Genomic DNA, 26,305 nt, shown 5'->3' with positions numbered 1-26,305 from the left:
CCCTGGCACCGGGCGGTGTCGCGCCCGGGGCCGTGGATCGTCAACGTCATCCGGCTGTCATGACGTTGACGATCCACCGCCACCACATCTGAACCGAGCAGTGCGGTGAGTCAACGCCCGCCCGGTCCTCCGCTATGACCCACGCCTCATCGGCTCCCTGGACGGATCTCTACCCAGATACGTGCCGGTGGCCTACGATGAGCGAGTCCGTGCTGCGGAAGACCGGTGAGAATCCGGCGCAGTCGCGCTACTGTGACACCTCCTCGAGGTGGAGCCAGACCCAACGCGCGGACATCCATCCGTTCGATGGGGACGCAGGTATCCCCGAGGAGGTTCCATGAGCCAGTCCGTCGTGCCCGCATCCGCGGCCACCCCCACACCCCTGTCATTGCGCCAGATCGCCCCGTGGGCACTCTTCAGCCTTCTGCTCGCTGTCGTGGTGCTCTACTTCGTCGGCGCGGAGCAGGGCGCCTTTGCCCTCCTGTCCGGCGACTCCGTGCACGAATGGGTGCACGACGGCCGTCATCTGCTCGGCTTCCCCTGCCACTGAGGGGCCGACGATGACTGACGCACGCACCTTCCTGATCCATGGCCTCATCGCCGGCCTGCTGGCCGGCATCGCGGCCTTCGCCGTCGCCGCCACCCTCGGCGAGCCGCCCATCGACGCCGCCATCGCCGTCGAAGAGGCCCAGTCCGAGCAGTCCCACGACCACGCCGGGGACGAAGCAGCCGACGGCCACTCCCATGACGATGAGGAGGGTGGCATCACTCGGGGCCAGCAGGCCGGACCTGGCCTGGCCACCGCGACCATCGCCCTGAGCACCGTCATCGGCGGAGTCGTCGGCATCGGTGCCGCCGTCGCCGCGGGACGCATCGGCCGGATCGGCATCGTCGGCTCGACCACCCTCGTGGCCGCGGTCGGCTTCGTCTCCTTCGCGCTGGTGCCCTGGATCGCCTACCCGCCGAACCCCCCGGCCACCGGCAGCGGCGACACGATCGGCGAGCGCACCGCCATGTACTTCTCCTTCGTGATCGTCTCGGTCGTGGCCGCGTACGGGGCGGTGGCGCTGGCGAAGACGCTCGCCCGTCGCGGCTCCCTGTGGGTAGCGGTAGTGCTTCCCGCCGTGGGATACATCGCGGTGGTCGCGCTGGCCTTCGCGGTGCTCGGTCCGATCGACGAGGTGCCCGATGAGTTCCCCGCCAACACGCTGTTCTCCTTCCGCATGGGGGCGCTGGCGACACAGGCCACGCTCTGGGCCGTCCTGACGATCGCGCTCACCGGCCTGATCCAGCGCACCACGAGTCGCAAGGCGGTGGCGGCATGACCGTCGCTCCTCCGTCCCCGGCGGCGCGTGCGGCTGCCCGCGAGCATGTCGATGCCCTCGCCGTGCCGCAGGGCGCGCTCGGCCAGCTGGCGGAGCTCGGTGTGTGGCTGGCGAGCGTGCAGGACCGCGTGCCGCCCGCGCCTCCGAAGCATGTCCACGCGGTGGTCTTCGCCGGCGACCACGGGGTCGCGGAGCATGCCGTGTCGGCGTATCCCCGCGAGATCACGCCGATGATGGTGCACGCTTTCGTCGCCGGCACGGCGGGGGTGGCGGTGCTCGCGCGTCAGCACGACGTGCGGTTGCGGGTCCTCGACATCGCGGTCGATGCCGATCTCTCCGATCTCGGCGTGGACTCCTATAAGGTGCGCCGGAGCAGCCGGCCACTGCATCTGGAGGATGCGCTCAGCGCTGACGAGCTGGAACAGAGCCTCGCGGCGGGACGGACGGTCGCGGCGGAGGAGATCGCCGCCGGCGCAGAGCTTCTCATCAGCGGCGACATGGGTATCGGGAACACCACCCCGGCCGCCGCGCTGATCGCGGCGGCGCTCGGCTTGCCCGCCGAGGAGGTGGCCGGACGCGGCACCGGTGTGGACGATGAGGGCTTGGCGCACAAGACCGAGGTGATCGACACCGCGTTGCGCCGCGTCGGCCATGTCGACGATCCGCACGCGCTGCTCGCCGCACTCGGGTCGGCCGATATCGCGGCGTCCGCCGGCTTCATGGCCGCTGCGGCGGAGTCGGGTGTGCCGGTGGTCGTGGACGGACTCATCGCCGTCGCCGCCGGCCTGCTCGCCGATCGTCTCAGCCCCGGCGCGAGCGCGTGGTTCGTCGCCGGCCACCGGTCGACCGAGCCCGCGCAGTCGCTCGCGCTGGACAAGCTCGGTCTCGTGCCCGTCCTCGACCTCGGGCTGCGGCTCGGCGAGGGCAGTGGCGCGGTGGCAGCCGTGCCGCTGCTGCGCTCGGCGGCCCTGCTGATGAACGAGGTCGCCCGCCTCGATGAGCTCTGACCTTCCCCGCCCCGACGCAAGATGTGACTCCATGGTCGTCCCCGCGACCCTAGAGTCACCTCGTCGGTCCGGTCAGGACGGAGGATGTGACTCGACGGTCGCCATGGCAACCGCGGAGTCACATCCTGCGTCCGCCCCACCCGCCGCCGACGCAAGATGTGACTCCATGGCTGCTCCAGCGACCCTAGAGTCACATTGTCGGTCCGGGCACGACACAGGATGTGACTCGACGGCCGCCATGGCAACCGCGGAGTCACATCCTGCGTCCCCGGCGAGTCAGAGGGTCAGGGTGCGGCCGGAGATCACGAGGGTGACGTCATCGCAGATCGCGGCGAAGCGCTGGTTGGTCCAGCCGAGCGCATCGCGGAAGACCCGACCGGATCGATGCTCGGGCACCACCCCCAGGCCGACCTCGTTGGTCACCAGCACGAGGTCGCCGAGATGACGCTCCGCTGCCGCGACCGCCGCGTCCAGCGCCTCTCCGAAGGGCTGCTGCCAGTCGCGGCGCTCCCACAGCTCGAGATCGTCGAATCTCGCCGTCAGCCAGGTGCCCAGGCAGTCGACGAGCGCGGCGCCGGACACCCCGGCGAGAGCGCGCGGCAGGTCGGTGTCCTCGATCGTGGTCCAGCTCGCAGGCCGGCGGCTCCGATGCTCGGCGATGCGGTCGGCCCAGTCGGCATCGTCGTAACGCGGCCCGGGAGCGATGTAGGCGACCTCCGGCGCATCGACGAGCAGCGATTCGGCGTGCGCCGACTTGCCCGAGCGCACGCCACCGGTCACGAGGGTCCTCATGGATCGTCAGCGTACTGGCGGTGGGTGCGATGATCGCGCGGGCGGCCGGCCTGCTCACCGGCTACGCGCTCGACCGGTTGCTCGGCGACCCACGTCGCTGGCACCCGGTGGCGGGCTTCGGGCGCACGGCAGCCGCTCTCGAACGTCGCCTCTACGCCGACTCCGTGCCCCGGGGCACGGCCCATGTCGCCGTGCTCGTGGGCGGCGCGGCCCTCGTCGGCGCGCTGGGCGAACGCGGCAACCGATTCCTCACCACGACGATCGCGACGTGGGCCGTGCTCGGCGGTCGATCGCTCGATCACGAGGCATCGGTCATCGCCAGACTCCTCGCCGACGACGACCTCCCCGGTGCCCGGCAGCGCCTCACGCACCTCGTCGGGCGCGACCCGTCGACCCTCGACGAGGGGGAGGTGGCGCGCGCCGTGGTCGAGTCGGTCGCCGAGAACACCTCCGATGCTGTCGTCGCACCGTTGTTCTGGGGTGCCGTGGCCGGAGTCCCCGGGCTCCTCGGCTACCGTGCCGCCAACACCCTCGACGCCATGGTGGGGCACCGCAACCCCCGGTACGAGCGCTTCGGCAAGCCCGCGGCGCGGCTGGACGACGCCGCCAACCTGCTTCCCGCGCGGCTCGCGGCAGCGCTCGCGGTGGCCGCCGGACCCGATCGGCGCGGGGCGCGTCGTGCCTGGCGAGACGACGCCGCGGGCCATCCGAGTCCCAACGCGGGGCCGGTCGAGTCGGCCTTCGCCGGTGCGCTGGGGGTTCGGCTCGGCGGCACCAATGTGTATGGAGAACGGGTCGAGAGCCGCCCGGTCATGGGCGACGGACGCCCGGTCACGCCGGCCGACATCGGTCCCGCTCGCCGGCTCGCCGCTCACGTCGGTCTCGGCGCGGCACTCACCGCCGCCGCGGTCGCCCTGCTGCCGCACCGGCACCGGCGATCCTCACCCGTGGGCGGTGCCTAGGCGTCCGTTCGCCATCGGCAGTCGGACGCTGACTCACCGCCCTGTCGGTCGGAACGGACGCCTACTCACCGCTCGGCGGGTCAGTCATCGTCATCGTCATCGTCATCGTCGAATTGGTCCATGACGACGCCGAGGATCACCCCGAAGGCCGGCCCCACGGCGATCCAGAAGGCATCGCCGGTGATGGCGAAGATCGTCGTACCGATTCCGGCACCGATGGCGATCCCCACTCCGAGCATGCCGCGACGATAACAGTCCTCAGCATGGGTCGAAGGCGGAGACGAGACGCTGACCAGCGGGCCCTGGGAGCCGTCCTGCGCCTCGGAACTCGAGGAGGCTCGCTCAGACGAGGTCGTCGATGACGACGGTCCGCCGGAGGTCGTCGCTGCGAACCACGGCATCGAGCACACCTTGCACGCGCAGCCCGTCCGCGAAGGACGGAGACGGGTCACGCCGCTCGGCGATCGCCTGCACGAACTCGGCCGCCTGGATTGTGAAGGTCGTGTCCCAGCCGAGCACGTGCCCCGGAGGCCACCAGGCAAAGAGATAGGGATGATCGGCCTCCGTGACGAGCGTGCGCCGCGGCCCCTTCCCCTCGTCGACCCACAGCTCGTTGAGGCGTTCGAGATCGAAGGACAGCGCGCCCCGGGATCCGTAGATCTCCAGCGACTGTCCGTTCTTGCGACCGAATGCCATCCGGCTGACCTCGATACTCGCCTCGGCGCCATCGCTCAATCCGAGCCACGCCCACGCGACATCGTCGACCGTCACCTCCTCGGGACCGTCCTCGCCGAGTCTCGATGCGACGAAGGTCCGCAATTGGCCGGTCACGCGCTGCACCTCTTGACCCAGGAGGAAACGCAGGAGATCGACGAGGTGGGAGCCGAGATCGCCCAGAACCCCTGACCCGGCCTGCTCCTGGCGCAGACGCCAGGTCATCGGGGCCCGCTCGTCGGCGAGCCAGTCCTGCAGATAGGCCGCGCGAACCTCCCGCACCTCTCCGATGGCCCCCTCGGCGATGAGTTCGCGAGCGAGCGCGAGCGCCGGGACCCGACGGTAGTTGAAGGCGACCATGGAGCGCACGCAGTCACGCTGCGCCGTGGCAGCGGCGGCGGCGAGGCCGCGTGCCTCATCGAGGGTGTTGGCGAGGGGCTTCTCCAGCAGCACATGCTTGCCGGCGGCGAGGGCAGCGAGGGCGATCTCCTCGTGGAGATGGCCGGGCGTGCAGATATCGACGATGTCCACGTCATCGCGTTCGAGGATCGCACGCCAGTCGGTGGCCGACTCCTGCCAGCCGTACTGGCGAGCTGCGGCATCCACCCGCTCGCGATCGCGCCCGACGATCACCCGCTGGGAGACCGCCGGCCCTCCCGGGTAGAAGGCGCCGACATTGCGCCAGCCATTCGAGTGGGCCTTGCCCATGAAGGAGTAGCCGATGACGGCGATGCCGAGTTCAGGTGATGCGGAGTCCATCGAGTCCCCCGATGCGTGAGAGGTGGTGTCGCGCGGGCTCCAATCCGACGTGGAGGTACGCCAGCAACCCTATCGGCGACTCGTGAGGTTGCTCGGCTACCGCCAGTCCTGGGGTGAGGTTGACCAGGTACCGCCGCCTGCGGGGTGTGGTCGATGGTGCACCGTCACTGGGTGATCGAGCTGCCGGGCAGTCGCCGCGCCGCTAGCGTGGGAGCATGACCTCCCCCCAGGCACTGCGTGAGTCCCTCGACGGCAAATGGCGCCATGTGCGTGAGCAGAGCCGCACCGAGCTCGCCGCGATGGACCTCGCCTATGACCACTCGCTCTCCCTGCACGAGGCTCGCGAACGGGTGCTCGGTCAGCTGAAGCAGCTCGTCGACACCGGCACCCCCGCCGCCGGCTTCCGTACCGAGAACGGGGGCACCGGGGACCCCGGCGGAGCAGTCACCGGCATCGAGATGCTCGCGCAGTTCGACCTCTCGCTCATGGTGAAGGCCGGAGTTCAGTGGGGCCTGTTCGGTGGAGCGATCGAGAACCTCGGCACCGAGCGCCACCACGCGATGATCCCGGGCATCATCGACCTCTCCCTGCTCGGCTGCTTCGCCATGACCGAGACCGGCCACGGCAGCGACGTGCAGAGTCTCGAGACCACCGCCACCTACGACCCGTCGACCGACGAGTTCGTGGTCCACTCCCCCACGCCGGGGTCTCGCAAGGACTACATCGGCGGGGCTGCCGAGCACGCGCGGGTCGCGGCGGTCTTCGCCCGCCTCATCACCCTCGGTGAGGATCATGGCGTGCACTGCTTCGTGGTGCCGATCCGCGACCAGAACGGCGACGACCTGACCGGCGTCACCACCTCGGACTGCGGCCACAAGGGCGGTCTCGGCGGGGTCGACAACGGCCGGATCATGTTCGACCAGGTCCGCATCCCGCGGGAGAACCTGCTCGACCGCTACGCCCAGGTCGACGACCAAGGCACGTACTCCTCGCTCATCGAGAGCCAGGGAGCGCGGTTCTTCACGATGATCGGCACGCTCGTGCGCGGCCGGGTCAGCGTCGGCGGCTCGGCGAGCGCGGCGACCGAGGTCGCGCTCAGCATCGCCGGTCGCTACGCGCTGCTGCGCCGGCAGTTCTCCGGGCCGTCCGGCGAAGTCGTCCTGATGGACTACCGCGTGCACCAGCGTCGGCTGCTTCCGCTGATCGCCCGGTCGTACGCCTTCCGCTTCGCGCAGAACCAGCTGGTCGCGCGCATGCACCGTATCCAGACCGAGAGCGATCCCGATCCGATCGCCCAGCGCGAGCTGGAGAGTCGCGCCGCCGGTCTCAAAGCGATGCAGACCGAGCACGCCACGCGCGCGATCCAGGAGGCTCGCGAGGCCTGCGGCGGAGCGGGCTACCTCGCGGAGAACCGGCTCACGACGCTCAAGGCTGACACCGACGTCTTCACGACCTTCGAGGGCGATAACCACGTGCTGCTGCAGCTGGTCGCCAAGGAGATGCTCACCTCCTATGCCAAGGAGGTCGACGGCCTCGATCCCCTCGGCATGGTGCGCTTCGCCGCCGCCTCGATGGCCGACATCGTCAAGGAGCGCACCGCGGCGGGCAATCTCATCCAACGGCTCATCGACGCCCGTCCGGGAGCTGACGAGGAGCACGACCTGCTCGACCGGGGCACCCAGCTCAGCCTGTTCGAGGATCGTGAGCAGCACGTCATCGAGACCGCAGCGCGCCGGCTCCAGAATGCTGACAACGCCGACCCGGCCGAGGCCTTCGAGATGTTCAACAATGCCCAGGACCATGTGCTGAAGATCGGCCGCGTGCACATCGAACGCGTGGTGCTGGAGGCCTTCACCGCCGGCATCGCCCGCTGCGAGGACGAGGAGATCGCCGACCTGCTCCGCGACATGTGCTCGCTCTACGCGCTGAGCGTCATCGAGGACGACAAGGCCTGGTTCATGGAGCACAACCGGCTCAGCGACGATCGCGCCAAGGCCGTGACGGCGGAGATCAACCATCTACTCACCAAACTGCGTCCGCACACCGAGCTGCTCATCGAGGGCTTCGGCGTCCCGGAGGACACGCTCGACGCCGCCATGCTCGACTGACCCGGGGCTCGTCTCCCCGCGGGCACGACGACACCGCTCGCGGGGCGGTCGAACCCGGTGCGAATCACCTCGCCTTCGGGTAATGTCCGCATCCATGAGCCAGGGACCGGATGAGCTCGCTCGCAGGGTGGACCGTCTCGAACGATGGCTGTTACGCCTGATAGCGGCCGGGGCGCTCACCGGACTCGTCGCCGGTTCCTTCCTGCCGTGGTTCCGAGCAGAGCGGAATGGAGAGGAGAGCATCGGTCGCCTGGGGCTCGTGCTCTTCCAAGGGCTGTCGCACCCGGGCGATCTCGCGGCCGAGGGACTGCTGTTCTTCGTCTACTTCCTGGTCTTCGACGTCACGACGATCCTCGCCGCGTGCCTGGTCGTCCACGCGACGACCAGATCGCGAGGACCGACGTGGATCGACACGGGCTGCGTCGTTCTTCTGGGAGGCTGCCTGCTGGGGGCATGGGTGCTGACCATCGGCGCCCAGAGTCAGACGGCCGACCCGGATGCCGATCTGACGGCGATGCACTGGAGCGCTCTGTTCGTGTGGAGCGCCGGGGCCTGCGCGACGACGTGGGTTCTCCGGCGGACGGCAGCTGGGACTCTCCCTCCTCCCGGGCCACCTGGGGAGCGGAGATCCTCCGGCGAGCCCGACTGAGCAAGGGCGCGTCAGGCCGCGTGGGTGGCGCAGGCGAGGTCGAGGTCCGCACAGGTGTCGCAGCGGGCGAACTGCGCGACACAGGCGATATCCGAGCAGTCGCGGGCGGTATTGGTCGGTTGGTCGCAGCGATCGCAGCGGCCGACCAGGGCCGTGTGATCGGAGAAGTCGGTGGCACCCCGCCCGTCAAAGACGTACATCGAGCCCTCCCACAGACCGTCGTCGCCGAAGGTCTCGCCATAGCGGGCGATGCCGCCGTCGAGCTGATAGACCTCGCGGAAACCGCGCTTCCTCATCAAGGGCGTCAGCACCTCACAGCGGATGCCTCCGGTGCAGTAGGTGACGACGGGCTTGTCTTTGAGGTGGTCGTAGGCTCCCGAGTCCAGCAGCCCGAGGAACTCGCGTGTGGTGTCGACCGGCGGGCGCACGGCATCGCGGAACCGCCCGATCTCGGACTCGATCCGGTTGCGACCGTCGAAGAAGACGACCTCCTCGCGTTCCACGAGCTCGTGCAGCTGCTCGGGCGTGAGCTTGGTACCGCCGTCGACCACTCCCTCACCGTCGACCTCGACCTCATCGGGAGCGCCGAAGGCGACGAGCTCGTCGCGGACCTTGACGCTGAGCTTGGGGAACAGGGCCGTGGTGCCGTCGGGCAGCGCCTCCCCCGCGCTCCACTTGATATCGGCATCCTTGAACGGTGCGTAGGAGCGCAGGCCGCGCGCATACTTCTTGAGCTCCACGACGTCTCCGCCGAGCGTCCCGTTGATGCCGTGCGACGAGACGATGACCCGCCCACGCAGACCGAGCGACTCCGCGAGCGTGTGCTGCCACAGGCGCACGGCCTCGGGATCGGCGAGCGGCGCGAAGGCGTAGTAGAGGATCACTTTCGGGGTGGCCACCGCACGATTGTAGGACGCGCGCCCTCGGCGGAGTCTCTCGCGGATCCGAGCATGCGAGCATGGAGTGATGTCCGAGGAGCAGGCGGCGTCCGTCGCACCCGAGCGCATCCCCTGGAGCATCCTCGTCGCCGTGGTCCTGGCGTGGTTCGGACTCTGGTACCTGACTCCCGGTCTACTCAGCGACGGCGCAGGCCGTCTCGTCACCGATGACGCGGCCCTCTCGACGCTGTTCGAGACAGTACTCGCGCTGATGCTCGCCATCGGCCTGGTCTTGGCCCACCGCGGCTATAGCCGCGAGCTCTTCGCTCGCTCGCGGACGTGTTGGTTCTACGCCCTCCCGATCGCGACGGCGATCGCACTGCCGTTCCACTATGGACTGGAGCTTCCGGTCGCGCTGTACCTGTTCTGGATGACCGTCTCGGTGTTCTGGCAGGACTATCTCACCTTCGGTCTGCTGCAGAAGTACCTCGCGGAGAGGCTCACGACCTCGATGGTGCTGATCGCCAGCGCGGTGATCTTCTGGGCAGGACATGCGATCTTCCTGCCCGACGCCTTCGCCCCGACACGAGGTCTCCCGAGCCTGGCGATCCTCGCGCTCGGACTGGTGCTGGCCTCGCTCCGCATCTGGCTCACGACCCTGCACGTCATCCTGGCCCTGCACCTCACGTTCTACTTCGTCTTCGCCTGAGGTGGCCGCGGCAGGGCCGGCTACTGCCTACCCTGGGAGCATGACGGAGCTGCACGACCTGGACGCCCACGAGCAAGCGGCCCTGCTGCGCGACCGGGAGATCACGAGCGCCGAACTCGTGCGACATCACCTCGACCGCATCGACGCGCAGAACGACGAGCTCGGCGCGTTCATCACCGTGACGGCGGACCAGGCGATCGAGGCCGCGGGCCGCGCCGACACGCTTCTGGCGGCCGGCGACGCCCCGCCCTTCTGCGGAGTTCCGACGGCGATCAAGGACCTCACCGCCACCGCCGGCATCCGCACGACGCTAGGGTCCCGGCTTCTCGCCGAGCAGATCCCCGAGACCGATGCCCACGTCGTCACCCGCGCGCGCGACGCCGGGTTCATCAGCCTCGGCAAGACCAACACCCCCGAGTTCGGGTTGTCGTCCTTCACCGACAACGATCTGATCGGTCCTGCCCTCACGCCCTGGGACACCACCCGGAACGCCGGCGGCTCGAGCGGGGGCGCGGCCGCGGCGGTCAGCGCCCGGATGGTGCCGCTGGCCCTCGGCAGCGACGGCGGCGGCTCGATCCGCATTCCCGCCAGCAGTTGCGGCATCTTCGGCTTCAAGCCGAGCCGCGGCGTGGTCGGTGTGGGGCCCGACGGGGTGCAGTGGAACGGACTGGCCATCGACGGTGCCCTCAGCCGCACGGTCCGCGACGCCGCGGCGCTGCTCGACATCATCGCGGGACCGATGCCGGGCGACTCGCGCGTCGCTCCCCCACCGGCCGAGCCGTATCGCGAACAGGCTCGGCGTGATCCGGGTCGTCTGCGCATCGCGCGGTGGAGCTCGCCGTACCTGGACTTCGCCGGGTCGTCGCCCGAGGCGATCGCCGCATGGGAGCGGGCCGGCGCGCTGCTCTCGGCGGCGGGGCACGAGATCGTCGATATCGACAACCCCTGGACGCCGGAGCTCGAGCCGCAGTTCAACATCGTGTGGTCTGCCGGCATGGCCGCTGCTCCGATCCCCGCGGAGGCCGACCCGCTCCTACGTCCGACGACCCGCTACTGGCGCGAACGCGGGGGCCGGGCGAGTGCTCCCGAGTTGGCGGCCGCGCTCGGCTTCCTGGAGCTCACCACCCGGGCCACGCTGGCATCGTTGGAGCAGTTCGATCTCTTCCTCACCCCGACGCTCGCGCTGCCGCCGCAACCGACCGAGTGGTTCACCGGACCCGAGGATCCCGTGGAGATCCATCGCCGCGAGCTGCTCTACACGCCGTTCACCGCGCTCATGAACATGAGCGGGCAGCCCGCGGCGAGCCTTCCGGTCCATGTCTCGGACGAAGGACTGCCGATCGGCGCGATGCTCGCGGCGCACCCCGGACGCGACGGCCTCCTGCTCGCGGTCTGCGCTCAGCTCGAGCAGGCCTTCCGCACCGACCCGGGGCGGTAGACCATCAACCTCGTCCCCGCGTGGGCGGTAGACCATCAACCTCATCCCCGCGTGAGCGGTAGACCATCAACCTCATCGAGTGGGCATAACGTTCGTGACGTACCGCCAGGTGAGGCCGGGGCCGCGAAGGGTTGATGGCGTACCGCTCGTGGTGGGGTGTGGCGGCGGTACGTCAGCAACGTTATCGAGCGGACATCAGGTTGAAGGCCTACCGCCACCGGACGCGAGAGGTTGAAGGCCTACCGCCACCGCGGCGAGGGATCAGTCGCGGGCGGTCATGATGATGGGGTCGCCATCGGTGATGGCGATGGTGTGCTCCGAATGCGCGCCGCGCGAGCCGTCGGCACTGCGGATCGTCCAGCCGTCCGGATCCATGACGATCTCATCGGTGCTCGTCAGCAGCCAGGGCTCGATCGCGATGACGAGGCCGGGCTTGAGCGGGAAGCCACGCCCGGGCCGAGCGTCATTGGGCACGTGAGGGTCGCCGTGCATCGTGCGTCCGACGCCGTGCCCACCGAACTGCGTGTTGACGGTGTACCCCGCCTCTCGGGCGATCTGGCCGATAGCGTGCCCGATATCACCGATCTTCTTACCCGGACGCGCGATCTCGATCGCAGCGGCGAGCGCTCGCTGCGTGGTGTCGATGAGCCGCAGATCGTCATCGGTGGGCGTGCCGACGACGACGCTGACGGCCGAGTCGCTCACCCAGCCGTCGACGCTCACGGCGAAGTCGAGGCTGAGGAGGTCGCCGTCCTTGAGCTTGTACGGGTGGGGCAGCCCGTGCAGGACGGCATCGTTCACCGAGGTGCAGAGCACCTTGCCGAAGGGGCCCCGGCCGAAGGACGGGGCGTAGTCGATGTAGCAGGACTCCGCGCCGCGATCCTTGATCATCTGATGCGCGAGGTCGTTCAGGTCGAGCAGGTCGACCCCGACATCCGCGGCCTCGGTGAGCGCGGTCAGCACCTCGCCGACGAAGCGACCGGCGGGCCGCATCTCGTCCAGCTGGGCAGGGGTCAACAACTCGATCGCCATGACCCCACCCTAGTACCGCCCCAGAACCCGTTGAGTGTGACGTTCGGACAGCAGTTTCGATGATTCTGCCGTCCGAACGTCACACTCAACGGGTATCCGCCCCGGGTTGGAGGTCAGGACTCGAGGGAGGTGCGATACCGCTGCATGCCGGCGAGCCAGCGGTCGGGGTCGGCCGCCTTCCGCGCGTACATCGTGGCGACATCGGCGTGCGGCAGCGCCAGGAAGCGCTTGGCATCGATCGCATCGAGCAGCACCTGCGCGACATCATCGGCCTCCATCACCTCGCCCGCCGTCGCGACGGCCTTGTGCCCCAGGCGGGCATCGCCGTCGTCGTGGGTCTGTCCACCCTCGACCATCGGCGTACGCACCCCCATCGGGCACAGGCAGCACACCTGAACGCCCCGATCGCCGTACGTGGCAGCGAGCCATTCGGCGAAGCCGACCGCAGCGTGCTTGCTCACCGAATAGGTCGGCGAGCCGAGCTGCGTCAACAGGCCCGCCGCCGACGCGGTCACCGCGAAGATCCCACCGTCGCCATCGACCCATCGCGGCACGAGGGCTCGCGCGGCGCGCACGTGCGCCATGGTGTTGACCTGCAGGGACGTCGCCCAGTCGTCCTCGGAGGACTCGAGGCCGAAGCCGCGGAAGACACCCGCATTGGCGACGTACATGTCGACCCCGCCCATCTCGAGATCGGCGAGTGCCACGAGGGCCTCGATGCCGTCATCCGTGGCCACATCCGCGGCCAGGTGCGGCTGACCGAGGTCGGCGGCCGCCTCGGCGAGCCGCCGCTCGTCGCGGTCGGCGAGCACGACCCGGTCGCCGCGAGCCACGAGGGCCCGAGCGACGGCCAGTCCGATCCCGCCGGCAGCGCCCGTGACGATCGCCCTGCGCGCCCCGCTCATGCCGGCACCTGCCGGAAGAACGCACGATAGGCCGATGCCGACATGAGATGCTCCTTCGTTCGCTCGCTCCGCTCGCTCATCGGTACTTCTTCAGCTCGGCGCGGGCGAGGGAGTTCTTGTGCACCTCGTCGGGTCCGTCGGCGAAGCGCAGCGTGCGGATGCCGGCGAACATCTCCGCGAGCGGGAAGTCCTGGCTGAGACCGCCGGCTCCGTGCACCTGGATCGCCTTGTCGAGGATCCACTCGACGGTCTGCGGCGTGGCGATCTTGATCGCCTGGATCTCGGTGTGCGCGCCCTTGTTGCCCACGGTGTCCATGAGCCACGCGGTCTTGAGCGTCAGCAGACGCAGCTGCTCCAGCTTGACCCGCGACTCGGCGATCCAGTCACGCACCACGCCCTGGTCGGCGATCGGCTTGCCGAAGGCGACCCGCTCGCTGGCGCGCTCGCACATCATCTGCACGGCGCGTTCGGCCACGCCGATCGAACGCATGCAGTGATGGATGCGACCCGGTCCGAGGCGGGCCTGCGCGACGGCGAAGCCCTCGCCCTCGTTGCCGATGAGGTTGCTCGCCGGCACCCGGACATCGGTGAAGCGCAGCTCGGCGTGACCACCGTGGTCGCGGTCGTGGAAGCCCATGACGTGCATGCCGCGCACGACCTCGAGCCCGGGGGTGTCACGAGGCACGAGGATCATCGACTGCTGGCGGTGGCGCTCGGCGGTCGGGTCCGTCTTGCCCATGACGATGAAGACCTTGCAGTTCGGGTTCATCGCCCCGGTGATCCACCACTTGCGGCCGTTGATGACGTACTCGTCACCGTCACGGACGATCGACAGCTCGATATTGGTGGCGTCCGACGAGGCGACATCGGGCTCGGTCATCGCGAAGGCCGAGCGGATCTCACCCGCGAGCAGCGGCTCGAGCCACTGCTTCTTCTGCTCGTCGGTGCCGAACATGCTCAGCACCTCCATGTTGCCGGTGTCCGGCGCGGCGCAGTTGATCGCCGGGGGCGCGAGCTGGATGCTGCGTCCGGAGATCTCGGCGAGCGGGGCGTACTGCAGGTTGGTCAGGCCGCCCTGCTCGGGATGTCCGGCGAGGAAGAAGTTCCAGAGGCCGCGCTTCTTCGCCTCGGCCTTGAGGTCCTCGATGACCGGCGGGATCTCCCAGCTGTCCTCGGCATAGTTGCGCTGGATCTGCTCGTGCGCGGTGGGCTCGGCCGGGTAGACGACCTCGTCCATGAACGCGTTCATGCGCTCCATGAGGTCGCGGGTGGTGGCGTCGAAGGCGAATTCCATGGTCTTAGTTCCCTTCCGCGGCCATGACGTAGACGACCTCGGCGATACAGGCCGGCTTGTCGACGCCCTCGATCTCGATGACGAAGGTGATGACGGCCTGGGTGCCGATCGCGATATCGGAGGTCTCCTTGAGCGTTCCGGTCGCCCGCACGCGCGAGTCGACCGGGACGGGGTGCGGGAAGCGCACCTTGTTGGTGCCGTAGTTGACGCCCATCGCCAGGCCCTTGACGTCGTAGATCTGGCTGGCGAGAGCGGGCAGCAGCGAGAGGGTGAGGTAGCCGTGCGCGATCGGGGTGCCGAACGGGCCCTTCGCGGCACGCTCGGGGTCGACGTGGATCCACTGGTGATCGCCTGTTGCGTCGGCGAAGGTGTTGATCTGCTGCTGGCTCACGGTGAGCCAGTCGCTGGTGCCGAGCTCCTCGCCGGCAACCGCCTTGAACTCGTCGAGACTCTCGAACACGCGGGGCATGGTGACTCCTTCGCCACGGATTAACTAAGCGCTTGCTTAGGACGAACGCTAGCCGATCCCCGGTGTCGCTGGCTACCCCGCGCCGCCCTACCGCCTCGTGGACGGCGGTCGGCACCGGCGCGGTGTCAGGGCCGGTGCCGGTGAGTAGGCGTCCTTTCCGGACGACGTTCGGGCGCTCACGCACCGACACGTCTGGAAAAGGGGCGCCTACTCACCGCCCACGGAGCGGAGGGGTGGGTCAGGGGGCGAAGGGGCCGACGGCGGTGACGGCGAGCACGGCCTCCCCGGCCTCATCGCTGGCCGCGAGATCGACCTCGGCCGAGAAGCCCCAGTCGTGATCGCCCTCGGGATCATCGAAGGTCTGACGCACGAGCCATCGCCCCGGCTCGGTCTGCACCCGGAAGTACACCGGTCCGCGGGCGCCGGGTCCGGTGCCGAGGTCGTCGTACTCGGCGAAGTAGTCCCCCATCGCGTCCTCCCAGCCCACGTCCGGGTCGAGGTCGGCGAGCGCGTCCCAGCGGCGCAGCGCCGCGAGCTCCACCCGGCGGAAGGCCGCATTGCGGACGAGCACCCGGAAGGCGCGCTCGTTGCGGGTGACCGGTCTGGGCATCTCCGCGCCCTCGGCCTGCGATCGCACGGCCTCGGGATCCTCCCCGCCGGCCACCAGTGCCTCCCACTCGTCGAGCAGGCTGGAGTCGGTCTGTCGCACCAGCTCACCGAGCCAGGCCACGAGATCGGCGAGCTCCTCGTCGACGACACCGGGGGGCACCGTGCGCACGAGCGCGCGATAGGCATCCGACAGGTAACGCAGAACGACCCCCTCCGAACGCGCGAGACCGTAGTCGGCGATCAGCTCGGCGAAGGTCATGGCGCGCTCGGCCATCTCGCGCACGACCGACTTGGGACGCAGCTCGTGCTCGCCCACCCACGGATGCCCGCCGCGGTAGGTCTCATAGGCGGGGTCCAGCAGATCGCGCAGCGGCTGCGGGTGCTCGACCTCCTCCAGCAGCTCCATCCGCTCCTCGTACTCGACCCCGTCGGCCTTGAGCTCGGCCACCGCCTCACCGCGAGCACGAAATCGCTGCGCCGAGATGATCGGCCGCGGATCCTCGAGCGTTGCCTCGATGATCGAGACGACATCGAGCGCATAGGTGGGCGACGTGCGGTCCAGCAGCTCGAAGCAGGCGACGGCGAAGGGCGAGAGCGGCTGGTTGAGCGCGAAGTTGTCCGGCAGCTCGACGGTCAGCGCGAGCCCGCCCTCGACGCGTTCCACGACGCCCCCGGCGAGCAGCGCCTCGATGATGCCGGCGGCCTCGCGGCGCAGCTTCTCCTTGCCGTCCTCGGACTCGTCGCTCTCGGCGATCAGGCTCTCGACGGCCTCCTCGGTGTCGCCGGGCCGGGCCAGCAGATCCAGCACCATCGAGTGCGTCATGCGCATCCGGGAGACCAGCGGCTCGGGGGTGCCGTGCACGAGCCGCTCGAACGTGCTGTCGTTCCAGGAGACGAAGCCCTCGGGGGCCTTCTTGCGCTGCACCTTGCGGCGCTTCTTGGGATCGTCGCCCGCCTTGGCGAGGGCCTTGAGGTTCTCGATCTCGTGCTCGGGGGCCTCGACGACGACATAGCCGACGGTGTCGTATCCCGCCCGGCCCGCGCGCCCGGCGATCTGCTGGAACTCGCGCACCTGCAAGGTGCGCTGGCGGACGCCGTCGAACTTGCTCAGCCCGCTGAACAGGACGGTGCGGATCGGCACGTTGATGCCCACGCCGAGGGTGTCGGTGCCGCAGACGACCTTGAGCAGACCGCGCTGCGCGAGTGTCTCCACGAGACGTCGATAGCGAGGCAGCATGCCCGCGTGGTGCACGCCGATGCCCATGCGCACGAGACGCGACAGGGTCTTGCCGAAGCCGGAGCGGAAGCGGAAGTCGCCGATCGCCTCGGCGATCTCGTCGCGTTCCTCGCGCGATGCGACCTTGACGCTCGTCAGCGCCTGGGCGCGTTCGAGTGCCGCCGCCTGGGTGAAGTGCACGACGTAGACGGGCGCCTGGCCCGAGGACACGAGCTCTTCGATGGTCTCCTGGATCGGCGTCGTCACGTACTCGCTGACCAACGGCACCGGACGTTCGGCCGCCGAGACGACGGCGGTCGCGCGGCCGGTGCGGCGGGCGAGCTCGGCCTCCAGCCGAGTCGTGTCGCCGAGCGTGGCCGACATGAGCAGGAACTGCGCGCGCGGCAGCTCCAGCAGCGGCACCTGCCACGCCCAACCGCGGTCGGGGTCGGCGTAGTAGTGGAACTCGTCCATGATGACGACGCCGATATCGGCATCGGCGCCGTCGCGCAGCGCCATATTGGCGAGCACCTCGGCAGTGGCGCAGATGATCGGCGCGTCGGCGTTGACCGCGGCGTCGCCGGTGACCATGCCGACATCGTCGGCGCCGAAGATCTCGCACAGATCGAAGAACTTCTCGCTGACGAGCGCCTTGATCGGCGCGGTGTAGACGGCGCACTCGTCGCGCGCGAGGGCCGCGGCCATCGCGGCGGTGGCGACGAGGCTCTTACCCGATCCGGTCGGGGTGGTGAGGACGACATTCGAGCCGCTGACCAGTTCCAGGATCGCCTCGTCCTGCGCCGGATAGAGCGCGATGCCGCGACTCTCGACCCAGGTGCCGAAGGCCTCGTAGACGGCGTCCTCGTCGAAGGTGCGGGGCAGGACGTCGGACAGGCGCATGCACCCAGTCTTCCAGGCGTCGTTCAGGCCACGTCGCGGTGGCGCAGGGCCGCGGCGCCCGTGCCGAGCAGCACGGCGGCGATCGCGGCGAGGACGACGACCGGGGTCCACGCGAAGGGCTCGGCTGGCAGCAGCGGAATGTGCTGATAGGGCGAGACCCCCAGGAGCCAGCCGGGCAGCTGGAGGGTACGGCCGACGATCATCGCGAACACGCAGAAACCGAGCGCGGCCCAGCCCAGCGGCGCCCAGCGGCGGCCGAGACCGTACAGGGTCCATGTCACAGCGAGCAGCACCAGCACCGGCAGCGCGTAGATGCCGACCGCGCCGGTGAACCGCGGGATCTGAGACGCGTCGCCGGTCACCAGCAGGTAGCCCAGCCCCATACCGAACCCACCGATGAGGGCACCGGCCACCCCTGCTGCCATCGCGATGGCCAGATGCCCCAGCGCCCAGCGCCCACGCGGCAGCGCCGTCGAGAGCACGAGCTCGGCTCGGCCGGCGTCTTCCTCGGCTCTAGCGTGGAGGGCCGCGGCGATCGCCGGACCGGCCGCGCCGAGCCCGACCATGAGCGCGACGGTGCCGTAGAGCTGATCGGTGAAGGCACCCGATCCGCCGGCCACGAGCAGGTCGCGCGCGAGCCCCTCGTCACCCACGAGTCCCTCGACATCGTCGCCGATGGTTCCCATCGCGAGGCCGACGAGCGCGAGGGCACCGAGCCAGCCGAGGACACCGGGGCGCTGGAGCCGCCAGGCAAGCCCCCAGCCACCGGCGCCGAGCGACCGCGAGGCACTCGACGGCCCGGGCCTGGCAGCACGAAGACCCGAACCGATGTCGCGGCGGCCGAGGAGAGCGAATGCGACGACCCCCAGCGCAGCGGCCGACCCGACGAGGAGCGCCGCAGGCCACCAGCGCTCGCCGGAGAACGCGCGCATCGCCTGGCCCCAGCCGAGCGGCGACGCCCACGACAGTCCGTTGCCGGCGACATCGCCGATCGCCCGCAGCACATAGGAGCCGCCCAGCGCGATCCCGACCGCGCCGTAGACCGCCCGTGTCGACGAGGTGATCTGAGCGGCCACCAGGGTGAGCGCGCCGAAGAACAGCCCGGCACCGGCCGCGCCCACGCCGAGGGCGACCGACCCCTTCCACGGCAGCATCGTCGACAGTGTCGCCGCGACGACCGCACCTGCCGCCACGCAGGCGAGGACCGCGACGAGACCGGCGGCGAGCAGCGGTGTCCGCCGGCCGATCGCACTCGCCCGGATGAGCTCGTCCCGGCCGCTCTCCTCCTCCGCGCGCGTGTGGCGACCGATGAGGAACATCGCCATGAGACCGGTCAGGATCATGCCGAAGGCGCCCGCCTGCCACGCCGTCTGACCACCGATCGTGTCGAGGGCGCGCGCCGGTCCCGCCATCGCGATGAAGGCGGCGTTCCCCTGCATCGCGGCGGCGGCCTCGTCCAGCTCGCCTTGCGTGGGATAGCTCGCCTCCGTCCCCCAGGCCTGCGACCAGTAGAAGACGGCGATGCCCGCGACCCACCACAGCAGCATCCACCGGTCACGACGCAGATGCAGCCGCAGCAGCGCTCCTCCACCGGTCATCTCGCGACCTCGGGATCGTCGCCATAGTGCCGCAGGAACAGTTCTTCGAGGGTCGGCGGCGTGCTCGTGAGCGTGCGGATACCGCCGCGGCCGAGCACCTCGACGACCGCGCCGATGCGGTCGCTGTCGGCCTGCAGACGCACCCGGTCTCCCTCGATGTCGAGATCGTGGACGCCGGGCAGCCCTCGCAGGTCGTCGGGGACGCGATCGAGCTCGGCGTGGATCGAGGTCCGGGTCAGGTGCCGCAGCTCGGCGAGCGTGCCCGACTCGACCGTCCGTCCCGCTCGCACGATGCTGACCCGGTCGCACAGGCGCTCGACCTCGGCGAGGATGTGACTGCTCAGCAGCACGGCTCCGCCGCCGGCACGGAACTCCTCGACGAGGTCGCCGAAGTGCGCCTCCATGAGCGGGTCGAGACCGGAGGTCGGCTCGTCGAGCAGCAGGAGCTCCACCGGACTCGCGAAGGCCGCGACGAGGGCGACCTTCTGCCGATTGCCCTTGGAATAGGTGCGCGCCTTCTTGGCCGGGTCGAGCTCGAGCCTCTCGATGAGCTCGGCGCGGCGGCCCGCGGCGAGGCCGCCGCGCAGCCGGCCGAGCTGATCGATGATCTCCCCGCCCGTGAGATTGGGCCACAGCGAGACATCGCCGGGCACGTAGGCGAGCCGGCGGTGCAGTCGTGCCGCGTCCTTCCAGGGGTCACCGTCCAACAGGCGCACCGTCCCGGTGTCCGCACGCAACAGTCCGAGGAGGACACGCAGCGTGGTGGACTTGCCGGCTCCGTTGGGGCCGAGGAAACCGTGCACCTCACCCCTCGCCACCTGCAGATCGAGGCCGTCGAGCGCGCGGACGGAGCCGAAGGTCTTGACGAGACCGTCGATCTGCACCGCCGGGGAGGTATCGGTCATGGTGGGAGCTCCTGTCACTCAGCGGGAGACCGGTCGGGGACCGTGAGCAGGTAGTCGTCGAGCAACCGGCTCGTCGTGAACACCCCTTGGGTGTAGAGCTCGAGCATGGGCAGGTAACTGGTGCTCATGAACTCGCGCACGAGCGCGGAGAGGTCGGCGGGATCGGCCGGTGGGCGCAGCTGGATCTCCAGGAGCAGCGCGCCCATCGCGGACAGGGTCAGGTAGCGAGCCCGCGCCGGCTCGTCGCGGCTCGGGTGCAGCAGGCCGGCCCGGACACCGTCGGCGCAGTAGGCGACGGCATCGGCGACCAGGTGCTCGATGAACGTGGCCGCGACGGGCCCGCCGTCCTGCAGCGAACGCACGATATAGCCGAGCAATGGCCCCTGTTCGTCAGCCGCGGCGAACCGATGCAGCAGGCTCTTTCCCGCGGTCACCTCGCGAATCGACTGCTGCTTGGTCTCCCGGATGATCGCCAGGACCTGGCTGTCGCAGGCCTCGCGCAGCGCCTGTTTGGAGCCGAAGTGATGGATGATCAGTCCAGCGCTCACGCCCGCCTCGGTCGCGATGGACCGCACCGAGGCGCCGAACCCGTCGCGAGCGAAGCACAGGATCGCGGCATCGCGCAGACGGGCGCGACTCGTCTTGTCGGCATCCTCCACGGGCCCTGTTGAACGCATGGTCAATAGACTAAACACACGTTCAGTCGATGGCAAGGGAGTCCGGCGGGCCTGGATGCCAGACTCCCCTGCCGATCGGAATCGTCAGCGTCTGCGGTGCTTGTGATGCGAATCCGGCGGCGCCTCGTGATCCTCGAGCTCGTCATCGGATCCGGACTCGATGCCCTCGACGACGAGCGCGAACTCGCCGTCATGACGCTCCTCGCCGGCGATGACCGCGGACTCCATCACCTCCTGCGCGGTACGGCGACGACGGATGAGCGTGTCCCGTTGCAGGTCCTTCACGAGGGAGAAGCACAACAGCACCATCACCAGCACGAACGGCACCGAGGCGACGATCGTGATGTTCTGCAAGCCGGTCAGGGCATCGTCGCCGCCGATCACCAGCATGATCGCCGCGACCGCCCCGGTGAGCGCGCCCCAGAAGATGACCGTCCGCCGGCTCGGCTCGATGTCGCCACGCTCGCTCAGCGTGCCCATGACGAGCGAGGCGGCGTCGGCGCCGGAGACGAAGAAGATGGCCACCAGGACCATGACCAGCACCGCCATGACCGAGGCCAGCGGGTAGTGGTGCAGCAGGTCGAAGAGCGCCTCGTCGGAGTTCACGATGCCGCTGCCCGGCACCATGTCGCCGTCGACGCGCTGCCGGTCGATCGCCGCCCCGCCGAAGATCGCGAACCACACGAGACTGACGAGCGATGGCACCAGCAGCACACCGGTGACGAACTGGCGGATCGTGCGGCCCCGGCTGATTCGGGCGATGAACATGCCGACGAACGGCGTCCAGGAGATCCACCAGGCCCAATAGAAGATGGTCCACGCCGACAGCCACTCCTGCATGGCCTCATCGCCGCTCGCGTCGGTCCGGGCGGCCATGTCGACGAACTGCGAGAGGTAGTCGCCGAGGGAGGTCGGCAGCAGGTTCAGGATGAAGAGCGTCGGGCCGACCACGAAGATGAAGACCGCCAGGATGACGGCGAGGACCATGTTGGTGTTCGCCAGCCACTGGATACCGCGCGCGACACCCGACACTGCGGAGATGATGAAGCAGATCGTCAGGACGACGATGATGAGCACGAGGGTGACCTTGCCGACCGAGTCGACCCAGCCGTTGAAGCGCAGGCCGGCCCCGATCTGCAGGGCGCCGAGTCCCAGCGACGCCGCCGAGCCGAAGAGGGTCGCGAAGATCGCGAGGATGTCGATGACGCGCCCCGCCGGCCCCGCGGCCGCCCGCTTGCCGAACAGCGGAATGAACGCCGCGCTCACGAGCTGTCGACGTTTACGACGGAAGGTGCCATAGGCGATGGCCAGCCCGACGACCGCGTAGATCGCCCAGGGATGGAGCGCCCAGTGGAACATGGTGGTGGCCATCGCGACCTGCAGGGCTTCGGCCGACTCGGCCTCCGCGGTGCCCGGGGGCGGATCGGCGTAGTGCGAGAGCGGTTCGGCGACCGCGAAGAACATCAGTCCGATGCCCATGCCGGCGCTGAACATCATCGCGATCCACGAGATGGTGCGGAACTCCGGCTCCTCGTCGTCGTCACCGAGCGGGATCTTGCCGAACTTGCCGGCCGCGAGCCAGAGCACGAAGACGACGAAGAAGCTCGCCGCCAGCACGAAGAACCATCCGCCGTGGGAGATGACCCAGGCCTCGGCGCTGCCTGATGCCGATGCCAGGCCGGGCGTACTGACGAGGCCCCAGATCACGAAACCCAACGCGAAGGCGCCGGTGACCGTGAAGACCACGGGATCGATGCGTTGCCGCCACGTACGCGGCTTTTCAGTTTTCACGAAGACAAGGTAGACCCGTTCGGCGTCCTCCGCCCGCCGACTTCACGGCTGCACCAGGGAACCGATGGTGATGCGTCATGGCTGTTCACGCCGCCGCAATGCATCATCATCGGGGCGAACCCGCTCGAAACACGATGCATTCAGGTCGCCATGGCAACCCCTACGCATCATCATCCGTCCGCCCCTGCCGCGCGTTGCCGTCACTAGACTGCCCCGCATGAGCGCCTGGGATGAGATCGTCGAGCGGGTGGAGCGGCACATCGCGGGCGAACCGACCCCGCACGAGCACTGGGTCGGCCTCTGTGAGGCAGGTATCGCCGAGCGATCGATCGACCCGGAGCTGCGTCCGGCCGACACCGCCCGGTGGATCGCGGGCCTGCTCGCTGCGTATCAATCGATCCGTGTCGCCAGCGATGCCCCGCGCGACACCGATATCGCCGACCTGCTCATGATCCTCACGCGCTGGCTGCATCCAGCGAGACCCCGCGGTATCGCGACACACTAGTGTTCGATTGACGATAGTGTGCAGCACACACTATCGTGTGGGGCATGGGCACCGATGAGACCGCTGTCGCGGGACACCTCCAGGAGCTGCGGCGCGGGACCGTCGTCCTCGCGTCACTCGCCGCGCTCCGCACGCCCGGTTACGGCTACGCACTGCTCGAGAGCCTCAACACCGCCGGGATCCACGTGGACGCCAATACCCTCTACCCGCTGCTGCGCCGCCTCGAGAAGCAGGGGCTGCTGACGAGCGAATGGAACACCGACGAGCCACGACCACGGAAGTTCTACCGCACGAGCGCCGACGGCGAGCAGCTCGCCGCGACCCTGACGGCCGAATGGCACCGGCTCGACGCGAGCCTGCGCGATCTCACCGAGGAGAGCTGACATGACCGAACTGACCGACCGTTACGTCTTCGCCGCGACCCGATTCGTGGCGGACCAGGACGAGCGCGAGCAGCTCGATCGCGAGTTGCGCGAACGTATCGCCGACACCGTCGACGATCATCGCTCCGCGGGCCTGGGCCCCGACGAGGCCGAGGTCCGCGCCCTCACCGAGCTGGGCGATCCGCTACGACTCTCCGCCGCCTATCGCGAACGCCCGATGTACCTGATCGGTCCGCGCTACTACTTCGCGTGGCAGCGGGTCATGGTGATCGTGCTGGCGACGGCACCGTGGGTCGTCGGCGTCATCGACCTCATCGTCGCGCTCAGCGAAGGCGAGCCCATCGGGACCGTCATCGCCGGCACGATCAGCACCATCGTGATCGTCGCCCTACACGTCGCCTTCTGGACCACCCTCGGTTTCGCGATAGCGGAGCGGGCGACGTCGCCCGACGACAGCCCCCACCTCTGGACCCCGGATCGCCTGCCACAGCTTCCCGAGAGCAACGGCCGCGGCAAGCTCGGCGATCTGATCGCGAGCCTCGTCTTCCTGGTGATCGTCGCGGGGCTGCTGGTCTGGCAGCAGTTCGGCTCGCTGGTGGTCGTCGATGGCGAGCGGATTCCGGTACTGGAACCCGCACTGTGGCGCTCGTGGATCCCGGTGATGTTCCTGCTGCTCGCCCTCGAAGCGGTTCATGCGGTCTGGGTCTACCGCACCGGATGGACCTGGCCCGCCGCGATCGTGAATCTTCCGATCTCCCTCGTCTGGGGTGCGTTGCTCGGCTGGCTCTTCGCCTCCGGTCGGCTACTCAATCCCGACTTCCTCGACCGCGTCGGCCTGACCCCGGATATCGTCGACCACTCGAAGCCCTATGTGCTGGCCGTCCTGGCGATCGTCATCGCCTGGGAGATCGGGGACGGGCTCTACAAGGCGTATCGACAGAGGCCGGGCGCACCGGATCAGCGGCGGACCGACCGCAGCTGAGCCAGATACACCAGCGCGGCGACCGTGCCGGCGAGGTTGAGGAGGCCGAGCGGCGACCCGGAGAAGAACACGAACTGGGCCACGACGGCGAGGGCGAGGATGATCAGCCAGGCGTTCTTCTGCAGGCTCCCGGCGATCTCGAAGTCGACCTGGGGACGCCGCAGGCAGTCGATCAGCGCGAAGACCTTCACCGCGAACAGCACGACGGCCAGGGCGAGCTGGACATAGCCGAAGGCATCGAGCATGCGGCCCAGCGTACCGACCGGACCGAGAACGACGACGCCGGCACGATCCCCTGGAGGATCGTGCCGGCGTCGTCGTGACGGCTCAGGAGAGCTGCGAGTCCTGGGCCTCCGCCGGGGACGACGGGGTCGCCGGAGTCGACGCGGGCGTGGTCGTGCTCGCCGAGGTCTTCTTGGCCGGAGCCGGAGTCGCCTTGCGTGGGGTGGTGTTCTGTCCGGCGGTCGTGGTCGACAAGGTCGACGAGGCCGCCTTCTTCGCGGTCGTCTTCTTCGCCGGAGCCTTCTTGGCGGTCGCCTTCTTGGCCGCCGGGGCGCTCTTCTTAGCCGGAGCGGACGTCTTCTTGGCGGCCGAGCCGGTGTTCGACGTCTTCGCCGGAGCCTTCTTGGCGGTCTTCTTCGCCGCCGTCGACGTGCTCGTGGACGAGGCCTTCTTCGCGGCGGTCTTCTTGGTCGCCGACGTCGTGGACGAGGCCTTCTTGGCCGTCGACTTCTTGGGGGCGGTCGCCGCACGGGTCGCCGCGCTCGCGGACGTGGCGGCGGCAGGAGCCTCCTCCTTGACCTCCTCGACGACCTCGGCAGCCTTGCCGGTCAGGGCATCGGCCTTCTCCTGCAGCTCCTCGATGAGATCCTCGGCGCGGTCCTTGAGATCCTCGACGAGGTCCTCCGCACGGTCGCGGAAGTCGTCGACCGCTCCGCGCAGGTCCTCGACCGTCACATCGTCGACCTTGCCGCGCACGGCGGTCACCAGATCGTCGGCGCGCTCGCTCAGGTCGTCGACAGCGGCCTTGAGGTCGTCGACGGTCAGCCCCTTGGCCTTCGTGGCGAGGTCATCGCTCTTCTTGACCAGGTCCGCGTAGACGGCCGTGGCCGAGCCGACCGCGGCCTGAGCGAGACCCTCGGCCTTCTTCTGCAGGTCGGCGACGTCGAATCCCTTGAGGGTGGTGGGCAGGTTCTTGATGTCCTCGACGAGGGACTTCAACTGGGCGTTCAGGGCGTCAGCGATACTCATACGTCCTCCTTGGCGTGGGTGAGCTTCTCGGTCAGTTCGTCGCTCGTCGTGTCGGCGACCCCGACGAACGAACGGTAGATGTCCAGCAGGGCGGACCTCTGCCGCTCGGTCAGACGAGGGTCGAGGGCGATCGCGTCCTCGACCATCCGCGGCCCGATGTCCTCGGTATCGAGGATCCCGGCCCGTACGTAGAGCGACTCGGCCGAGATGCGCAGCGCCTTCGCGATCTGCTGCAGCACATCCGCCGATGGCTTGCGCAGGCCCCGCTCGATCTGGCTGAGATACGGGTTCGAGACGTCCGCCAGCTCGGCGAGCTGACGCAAGGACATCTGGGCCTGCTGGCGCTGGGCACGCACGTAGTCGCCGAGAGAGTTCACGGCATCGGACATGCTCAGCTTCGCCATGTCTCCATGGTGCTAACAAAAGTTAGCGTTTGCAAGCTGACAG

27 protein-coding genes and 1 riboswitch are annotated in these 26,305 nt (G+C 69.2%); of the genes, 11 read left to right on the top strand and 16 right to left on the bottom strand.

What is annotated here, in order from left to right:
- Positions 1-216 precede the first annotated feature (216 nt).
- Positions 217-280: riboswitch (cobalamin riboswitch) on the top strand.
- 57 nt (positions 281-337) lie between these two features.
- From JL108_RS17755 to cobT, 3 genes are read left to right on the top strand one after another with little or no spacing between them, the layout of a single operon-like run.
- Positions 338-550, top strand: coding sequence for a CbtB domain-containing protein (locus JL108_RS17755; RefSeq protein ID WP_143913612.1), 213 nt, complete (start codon positions 338-340; stop codon positions 548-550).
- Between the two features lie 10 nt (positions 551-560).
- Complete coding sequence (locus tag JL108_RS17750) at positions 561-1,325, top strand: CbtA family protein (protein WP_205199455.1); 765 nt, start codon at positions 561-563, stop codon at positions 1,323-1,325.
- Positions 1,322-2,332, top strand: coding sequence for a nicotinate-nucleotide--dimethylbenzimidazole phosphoribosyltransferase (gene cobT / locus JL108_RS17745; protein ID WP_205199454.1), 1,011 nt, complete (start codon positions 1,322-1,324; stop codon positions 2,330-2,332). Before JL108_RS17750 ends, cobT begins: the two co-directional genes overlap by 4 nt.
- A gap of 276 nt (positions 2,333-2,608) precedes the next feature.
- On the opposite strand, the gene JL108_RS17740 is transcribed toward cobT, so the two are convergent.
- Complete coding sequence (locus JL108_RS17740) at positions 2,609-3,124, bottom strand: bifunctional adenosylcobinamide kinase/adenosylcobinamide-phosphate guanylyltransferase (protein WP_205199453.1); 516 nt, start codon at positions 3,122-3,124, stop codon at positions 2,609-2,611.
- A gap of 29 nt (positions 3,125-3,153) precedes the next feature.
- Here JL108_RS17740 and JL108_RS17735 point away from each other — a divergent pair, with 29 nt between their 5' ends.
- Entirely contained in the window at positions 3,154-4,086 is a 933-nt protein-coding gene (locus JL108_RS17735) for a cobalamin biosynthesis protein (protein ID WP_205199460.1), read from the top strand.
- An 80-nt stretch (positions 4,087-4,166) separates the two neighbouring features.
- On the opposite strand, the gene JL108_RS17730 is transcribed toward JL108_RS17735, so the two are convergent.
- Together JL108_RS17730 and JL108_RS17725 are read right to left on the bottom strand one after the other, a co-directional pair.
- Positions 4,167-4,325: a hypothetical protein gene (locus tag JL108_RS17730; RefSeq protein WP_205199452.1), complete on the bottom strand. Its 159-nt coding sequence runs from the start codon at positions 4,323-4,325 to the stop codon at positions 4,167-4,169.
- Between the two features lie 103 nt (positions 4,326-4,428).
- Positions 4,429-5,559 carry a Gfo/Idh/MocA family protein gene (locus JL108_RS17725; RefSeq protein WP_205199451.1) on the bottom strand — a complete coding sequence of 377 codons (1,131 nt, stop codon included), beginning with the start codon at positions 5,557-5,559 and terminating at the stop codon, positions 4,429-4,431.
- Between the two features lie 215 nt (positions 5,560-5,774).
- Here JL108_RS17725 and JL108_RS17720 point away from each other — a divergent pair, with 215 nt between their 5' ends.
- Both JL108_RS17720 and JL108_RS17715 read left to right on the top strand, forming a co-directional pair.
- The gene (locus tag JL108_RS17720; RefSeq protein WP_205199450.1) at positions 5,775-7,667 is read left to right on the top strand and encodes an acyl-CoA dehydrogenase; all 1,893 of its coding nucleotides are present in this window, start codon (positions 5,775-5,777) and stop codon (positions 7,665-7,667) included.
- Between the two features lie 94 nt (positions 7,668-7,761).
- On the top strand, positions 7,762-8,316 hold the full coding sequence (locus JL108_RS17715; RefSeq protein ID WP_205199449.1) for a hypothetical protein: 555 nt from the start codon (positions 7,762-7,764) through the stop codon (positions 8,314-8,316).
- Between the two features lie 11 nt (positions 8,317-8,327).
- On the opposite strand, the gene JL108_RS17710 is transcribed toward JL108_RS17715, so the two are convergent.
- On the bottom strand, positions 8,328-9,215 hold the full coding sequence (locus JL108_RS17710) for a rhodanese-related sulfurtransferase (protein ID WP_205199448.1): 888 nt from the start codon (positions 9,213-9,215) through the stop codon (positions 8,328-8,330).
- 67 nt (positions 9,216-9,282) lie between these two features.
- On the opposite strand from JL108_RS17710, the gene JL108_RS17705 reads away from it, so the two are divergent.
- Positions 9,283-9,903, top strand: a complete 621-nt coding sequence (locus JL108_RS17705; RefSeq protein ID WP_205199447.1) for a hypothetical protein — start codon at positions 9,283-9,285, stop codon at positions 9,901-9,903.
- Between the two features lie 40 nt (positions 9,904-9,943).
- Positions 9,944-11,341 carry an amidase gene (locus JL108_RS17700; protein ID WP_205199446.1) on the top strand — a complete coding sequence of 466 codons (1,398 nt, stop codon included), beginning with the start codon at positions 9,944-9,946 and terminating at the stop codon, positions 11,339-11,341.
- A gap of 261 nt (positions 11,342-11,602) precedes the next feature.
- Here JL108_RS17700 and map read toward each other — a convergent pair whose 3' ends face one another.
- From map to JL108_RS17655, 9 genes are all read right to left on the bottom strand, one after another.
- Positions 11,603-12,373, bottom strand: a complete 771-nt coding sequence (gene map, locus JL108_RS17695) for a type I methionyl aminopeptidase (RefSeq protein ID WP_205199445.1) — start codon at positions 12,371-12,373, stop codon at positions 11,603-11,605.
- Positions 12,374-12,486: 113 nt separating this feature from the next.
- The gene (locus JL108_RS17690; RefSeq protein ID WP_205199444.1) at positions 12,487-13,278 is read right to left on the bottom strand and encodes an SDR family oxidoreductase; all 792 of its coding nucleotides are present in this window, start codon (positions 13,276-13,278) and stop codon (positions 12,487-12,489) included.
- Positions 13,279-13,354: 76 nt separating this feature from the next.
- The gene (locus JL108_RS17685; RefSeq protein ID WP_205199443.1) at positions 13,355-14,572 is read right to left on the bottom strand and encodes an acyl-CoA dehydrogenase family protein; all 1,218 of its coding nucleotides are present in this window, start codon (positions 14,570-14,572) and stop codon (positions 13,355-13,357) included.
- 4 nt (positions 14,573-14,576) lie between these two features.
- Positions 14,577-15,041, bottom strand: a complete 465-nt coding sequence (locus tag JL108_RS17680) for a MaoC family dehydratase (RefSeq protein ID WP_205199442.1) — start codon at positions 15,039-15,041, stop codon at positions 14,577-14,579.
- 238 nt (positions 15,042-15,279) lie between these two features.
- The gene (locus JL108_RS17675; protein WP_205199441.1) at positions 15,280-17,766 is read right to left on the bottom strand and encodes an RNA helicase; all 2,487 of its coding nucleotides are present in this window, start codon (positions 17,764-17,766) and stop codon (positions 15,280-15,282) included.
- Positions 17,767-17,789: 23 nt separating this feature from the next.
- Complete coding sequence (locus JL108_RS17670; RefSeq protein WP_205199440.1) at positions 17,790-19,364, bottom strand: ABC transporter permease; 1,575 nt, start codon at positions 19,362-19,364, stop codon at positions 17,790-17,792.
- On the bottom strand, positions 19,361-20,269 hold the full coding sequence (locus JL108_RS17665) for an ABC transporter ATP-binding protein (protein WP_205199439.1): 909 nt from the start codon (positions 20,267-20,269) through the stop codon (positions 19,361-19,363). The genes JL108_RS17670 and JL108_RS17665 overlap by 4 nt, the downstream gene beginning before the upstream one ends.
- Before the next feature lie 14 nt (positions 20,270-20,283).
- Positions 20,284-20,946 carry a TetR/AcrR family transcriptional regulator gene (locus tag JL108_RS17660; RefSeq protein WP_205199438.1) on the bottom strand — a complete coding sequence of 221 codons (663 nt, stop codon included), beginning with the start codon at positions 20,944-20,946 and terminating at the stop codon, positions 20,284-20,286.
- 84 nt (positions 20,947-21,030) lie between these two features.
- Positions 21,031-22,737 carry a BCCT family transporter gene (locus JL108_RS17655; protein ID WP_205199437.1) on the bottom strand — a complete coding sequence of 569 codons (1,707 nt, stop codon included), beginning with the start codon at positions 22,735-22,737 and terminating at the stop codon, positions 21,031-21,033.
- Positions 22,738-22,954: 217 nt separating this feature from the next.
- Here JL108_RS17655 and JL108_RS17650 point away from each other — a divergent pair, with 217 nt between their 5' ends.
- The 3 genes from JL108_RS17650 to JL108_RS17640 are packed head-to-tail and all read left to right on the top strand — an operon-like array spanning position 22,955 to position 24,607.
- Positions 22,955-23,242 (top strand): hypothetical protein, encoded by a 288-nt coding sequence (locus JL108_RS17650; protein ID WP_205199436.1) that lies wholly within the window; start codon positions 22,955-22,957, stop codon positions 23,240-23,242.
- A gap of 44 nt (positions 23,243-23,286) precedes the next feature.
- Entirely contained in the window at positions 23,287-23,625 is a 339-nt protein-coding gene (locus JL108_RS17645) for a PadR family transcriptional regulator (RefSeq protein ID WP_205199435.1), read from the top strand.
- Between the two features lies 1 nt (position 23,626).
- Entirely contained in the window at positions 23,627-24,607 is a 981-nt protein-coding gene (locus tag JL108_RS17640; RefSeq protein ID WP_205199434.1) for a permease prefix domain 1-containing protein, read from the top strand.
- Here JL108_RS17640 and JL108_RS17635 read toward each other — a convergent pair.
- The 3 genes from JL108_RS17635 to JL108_RS17625 all read right to left on the bottom strand — a co-directional run bounded on the left by JL108_RS17635 (position 24,583) and on the right by JL108_RS17625 (position 26,262).
- Positions 24,583-24,852, bottom strand: a complete 270-nt coding sequence (locus tag JL108_RS17635) for a DUF2516 family protein (RefSeq protein WP_143913632.1) — start codon at positions 24,850-24,852, stop codon at positions 24,583-24,585. The two genes, JL108_RS17640 and JL108_RS17635, sit on opposite strands and share 25 nt — an antisense overlap.
- 82 nt (positions 24,853-24,934) lie before the next feature.
- Entirely contained in the window at positions 24,935-25,858 is a 924-nt protein-coding gene (locus JL108_RS17630; protein ID WP_205199433.1) for a hypothetical protein, read from the bottom strand.
- Positions 25,855-26,262 (bottom strand): helix-turn-helix domain-containing protein, encoded by a 408-nt coding sequence (locus JL108_RS17625; RefSeq protein WP_205199432.1) that lies wholly within the window; start codon positions 26,260-26,262, stop codon positions 25,855-25,857. The genes JL108_RS17630 and JL108_RS17625 overlap by 4 nt, the downstream gene beginning before the upstream one ends.
- Positions 26,263-26,305: the final 43 nt, after the last annotated feature.

The sequence above is a fragment of the Aeromicrobium sp. YIM 150415 genome (assembly GCF_016918125.1).
Taxonomy (GTDB): Bacteria; Actinomycetota; Actinomycetes; order Propionibacteriales; family Nocardioidaceae; genus Aeromicrobium; species Aeromicrobium piscarium.
This window is presented reverse-complemented; position numbering and strand designations above follow the sequence as displayed.

What these genes read in the sequence shown, in the direction of transcription:
- JL108_RS17755 (WP_143913612.1), top strand. Translation starts at nt 338, where the DNA reads ATGAGCCAGTCCGTCGTGCCCGCATCCGCGGCCACCCCCACACCCCTG.
- JL108_RS17750 (WP_205199455.1), top strand. Translation starts at nt 561, where the DNA reads ATGACTGACGCACGCACCTTCCTGATCCATGGCCTCATCGCCGGCCTG.
- cobT (WP_205199454.1), top strand. Translation starts at nt 1,322, where the DNA reads ATGACCGTCGCTCCTCCGTCCCCGGCGGCGCGTGCGGCTGCCCGCGAG.
- JL108_RS17740 (WP_205199453.1), bottom strand. Translation starts at nt 3,124, where the DNA reads ATGAGGACCCTCGTGACCGGTGGCGTGCGCTCGGGCAAGTCGGCGCAC.
- JL108_RS17735 (WP_205199460.1), top strand. Translation starts at nt 3,154, where the DNA reads ATGATCGCGCGGGCGGCCGGCCTGCTCACCGGCTACGCGCTCGACCGG.
- JL108_RS17730 (WP_205199452.1), bottom strand. Translation starts at nt 4,325, where the DNA reads ATGCTCGGAGTGGGGATCGCCATCGGTGCCGGAATCGGTACGACGATC.
- JL108_RS17725 (WP_205199451.1), bottom strand. Translation starts at nt 5,559, where the DNA reads ATGGACTCCGCATCACCTGAACTCGGCATCGCCGTCATCGGCTACTCC.
- JL108_RS17720 (WP_205199450.1), top strand. Translation starts at nt 5,775, where the DNA reads ATGACCTCCCCCCAGGCACTGCGTGAGTCCCTCGACGGCAAATGGCGC.
- JL108_RS17715 (WP_205199449.1), top strand. Translation starts at nt 7,762, where the DNA reads ATGAGCCAGGGACCGGATGAGCTCGCTCGCAGGGTGGACCGTCTCGAA.
- JL108_RS17705 (WP_205199447.1), top strand. Translation starts at nt 9,283, where the DNA reads ATGTCCGAGGAGCAGGCGGCGTCCGTCGCACCCGAGCGCATCCCCTGG.
- JL108_RS17700 (WP_205199446.1), top strand. Translation starts at nt 9,944, where the DNA reads ATGACGGAGCTGCACGACCTGGACGCCCACGAGCAAGCGGCCCTGCTG.
- map (WP_205199445.1), bottom strand. Translation starts at nt 12,373, where the DNA reads ATGGCGATCGAGTTGTTGACCCCTGCCCAGCTGGACGAGATGCGGCCC.
- JL108_RS17690 (WP_205199444.1), bottom strand. Translation starts at nt 13,278, where the DNA reads ATGAGCGGGGCGCGCAGGGCGATCGTCACGGGCGCTGCCGGCGGGATC.
- JL108_RS17685 (WP_205199443.1), bottom strand. Translation starts at nt 14,572, where the DNA reads ATGGAATTCGCCTTCGACGCCACCACCCGCGACCTCATGGAGCGCATG.
- JL108_RS17680 (WP_205199442.1), bottom strand. Translation starts at nt 15,041, where the DNA reads ATGCCCCGCGTGTTCGAGAGTCTCGACGAGTTCAAGGCGGTTGCCGGC.
- JL108_RS17675 (WP_205199441.1), bottom strand. Translation starts at nt 17,766, where the DNA reads ATGCGCCTGTCCGACGTCCTGCCCCGCACCTTCGACGAGGACGCCGTC.
- JL108_RS17670 (WP_205199440.1), bottom strand. Translation starts at nt 19,364, where the DNA reads ATGACCGGTGGAGGAGCGCTGCTGCGGCTGCATCTGCGTCGTGACCGG.
- JL108_RS17665 (WP_205199439.1), bottom strand. Translation starts at nt 20,269, where the DNA reads ATGACCGATACCTCCCCGGCGGTGCAGATCGACGGTCTCGTCAAGACC.
- JL108_RS17660 (WP_205199438.1), bottom strand. Translation starts at nt 20,946, where the DNA reads ATGCGTTCAACAGGGCCCGTGGAGGATGCCGACAAGACGAGTCGCGCC.
- JL108_RS17650 (WP_205199436.1), top strand. Translation starts at nt 22,955, where the DNA reads ATGAGCGCCTGGGATGAGATCGTCGAGCGGGTGGAGCGGCACATCGCG.
- JL108_RS17645 (WP_205199435.1), top strand. Translation starts at nt 23,287, where the DNA reads ATGGGCACCGATGAGACCGCTGTCGCGGGACACCTCCAGGAGCTGCGG.
- JL108_RS17640 (WP_205199434.1), top strand. Translation starts at nt 23,627, where the DNA reads ATGACCGAACTGACCGACCGTTACGTCTTCGCCGCGACCCGATTCGTG.
- JL108_RS17635 (WP_143913632.1), bottom strand. Translation starts at nt 24,852, where the DNA reads ATGCTCGATGCCTTCGGCTATGTCCAGCTCGCCCTGGCCGTCGTGCTG.
- JL108_RS17630 (WP_205199433.1), bottom strand. Translation starts at nt 25,858, where the DNA reads ATGAGTATCGCTGACGCCCTGAACGCCCAGTTGAAGTCCCTCGTCGAG.
- JL108_RS17625 (WP_205199432.1), bottom strand. Translation starts at nt 26,262, where the DNA reads ATGGCGAAGCTGAGCATGTCCGATGCCGTGAACTCTCTCGGCGACTAC.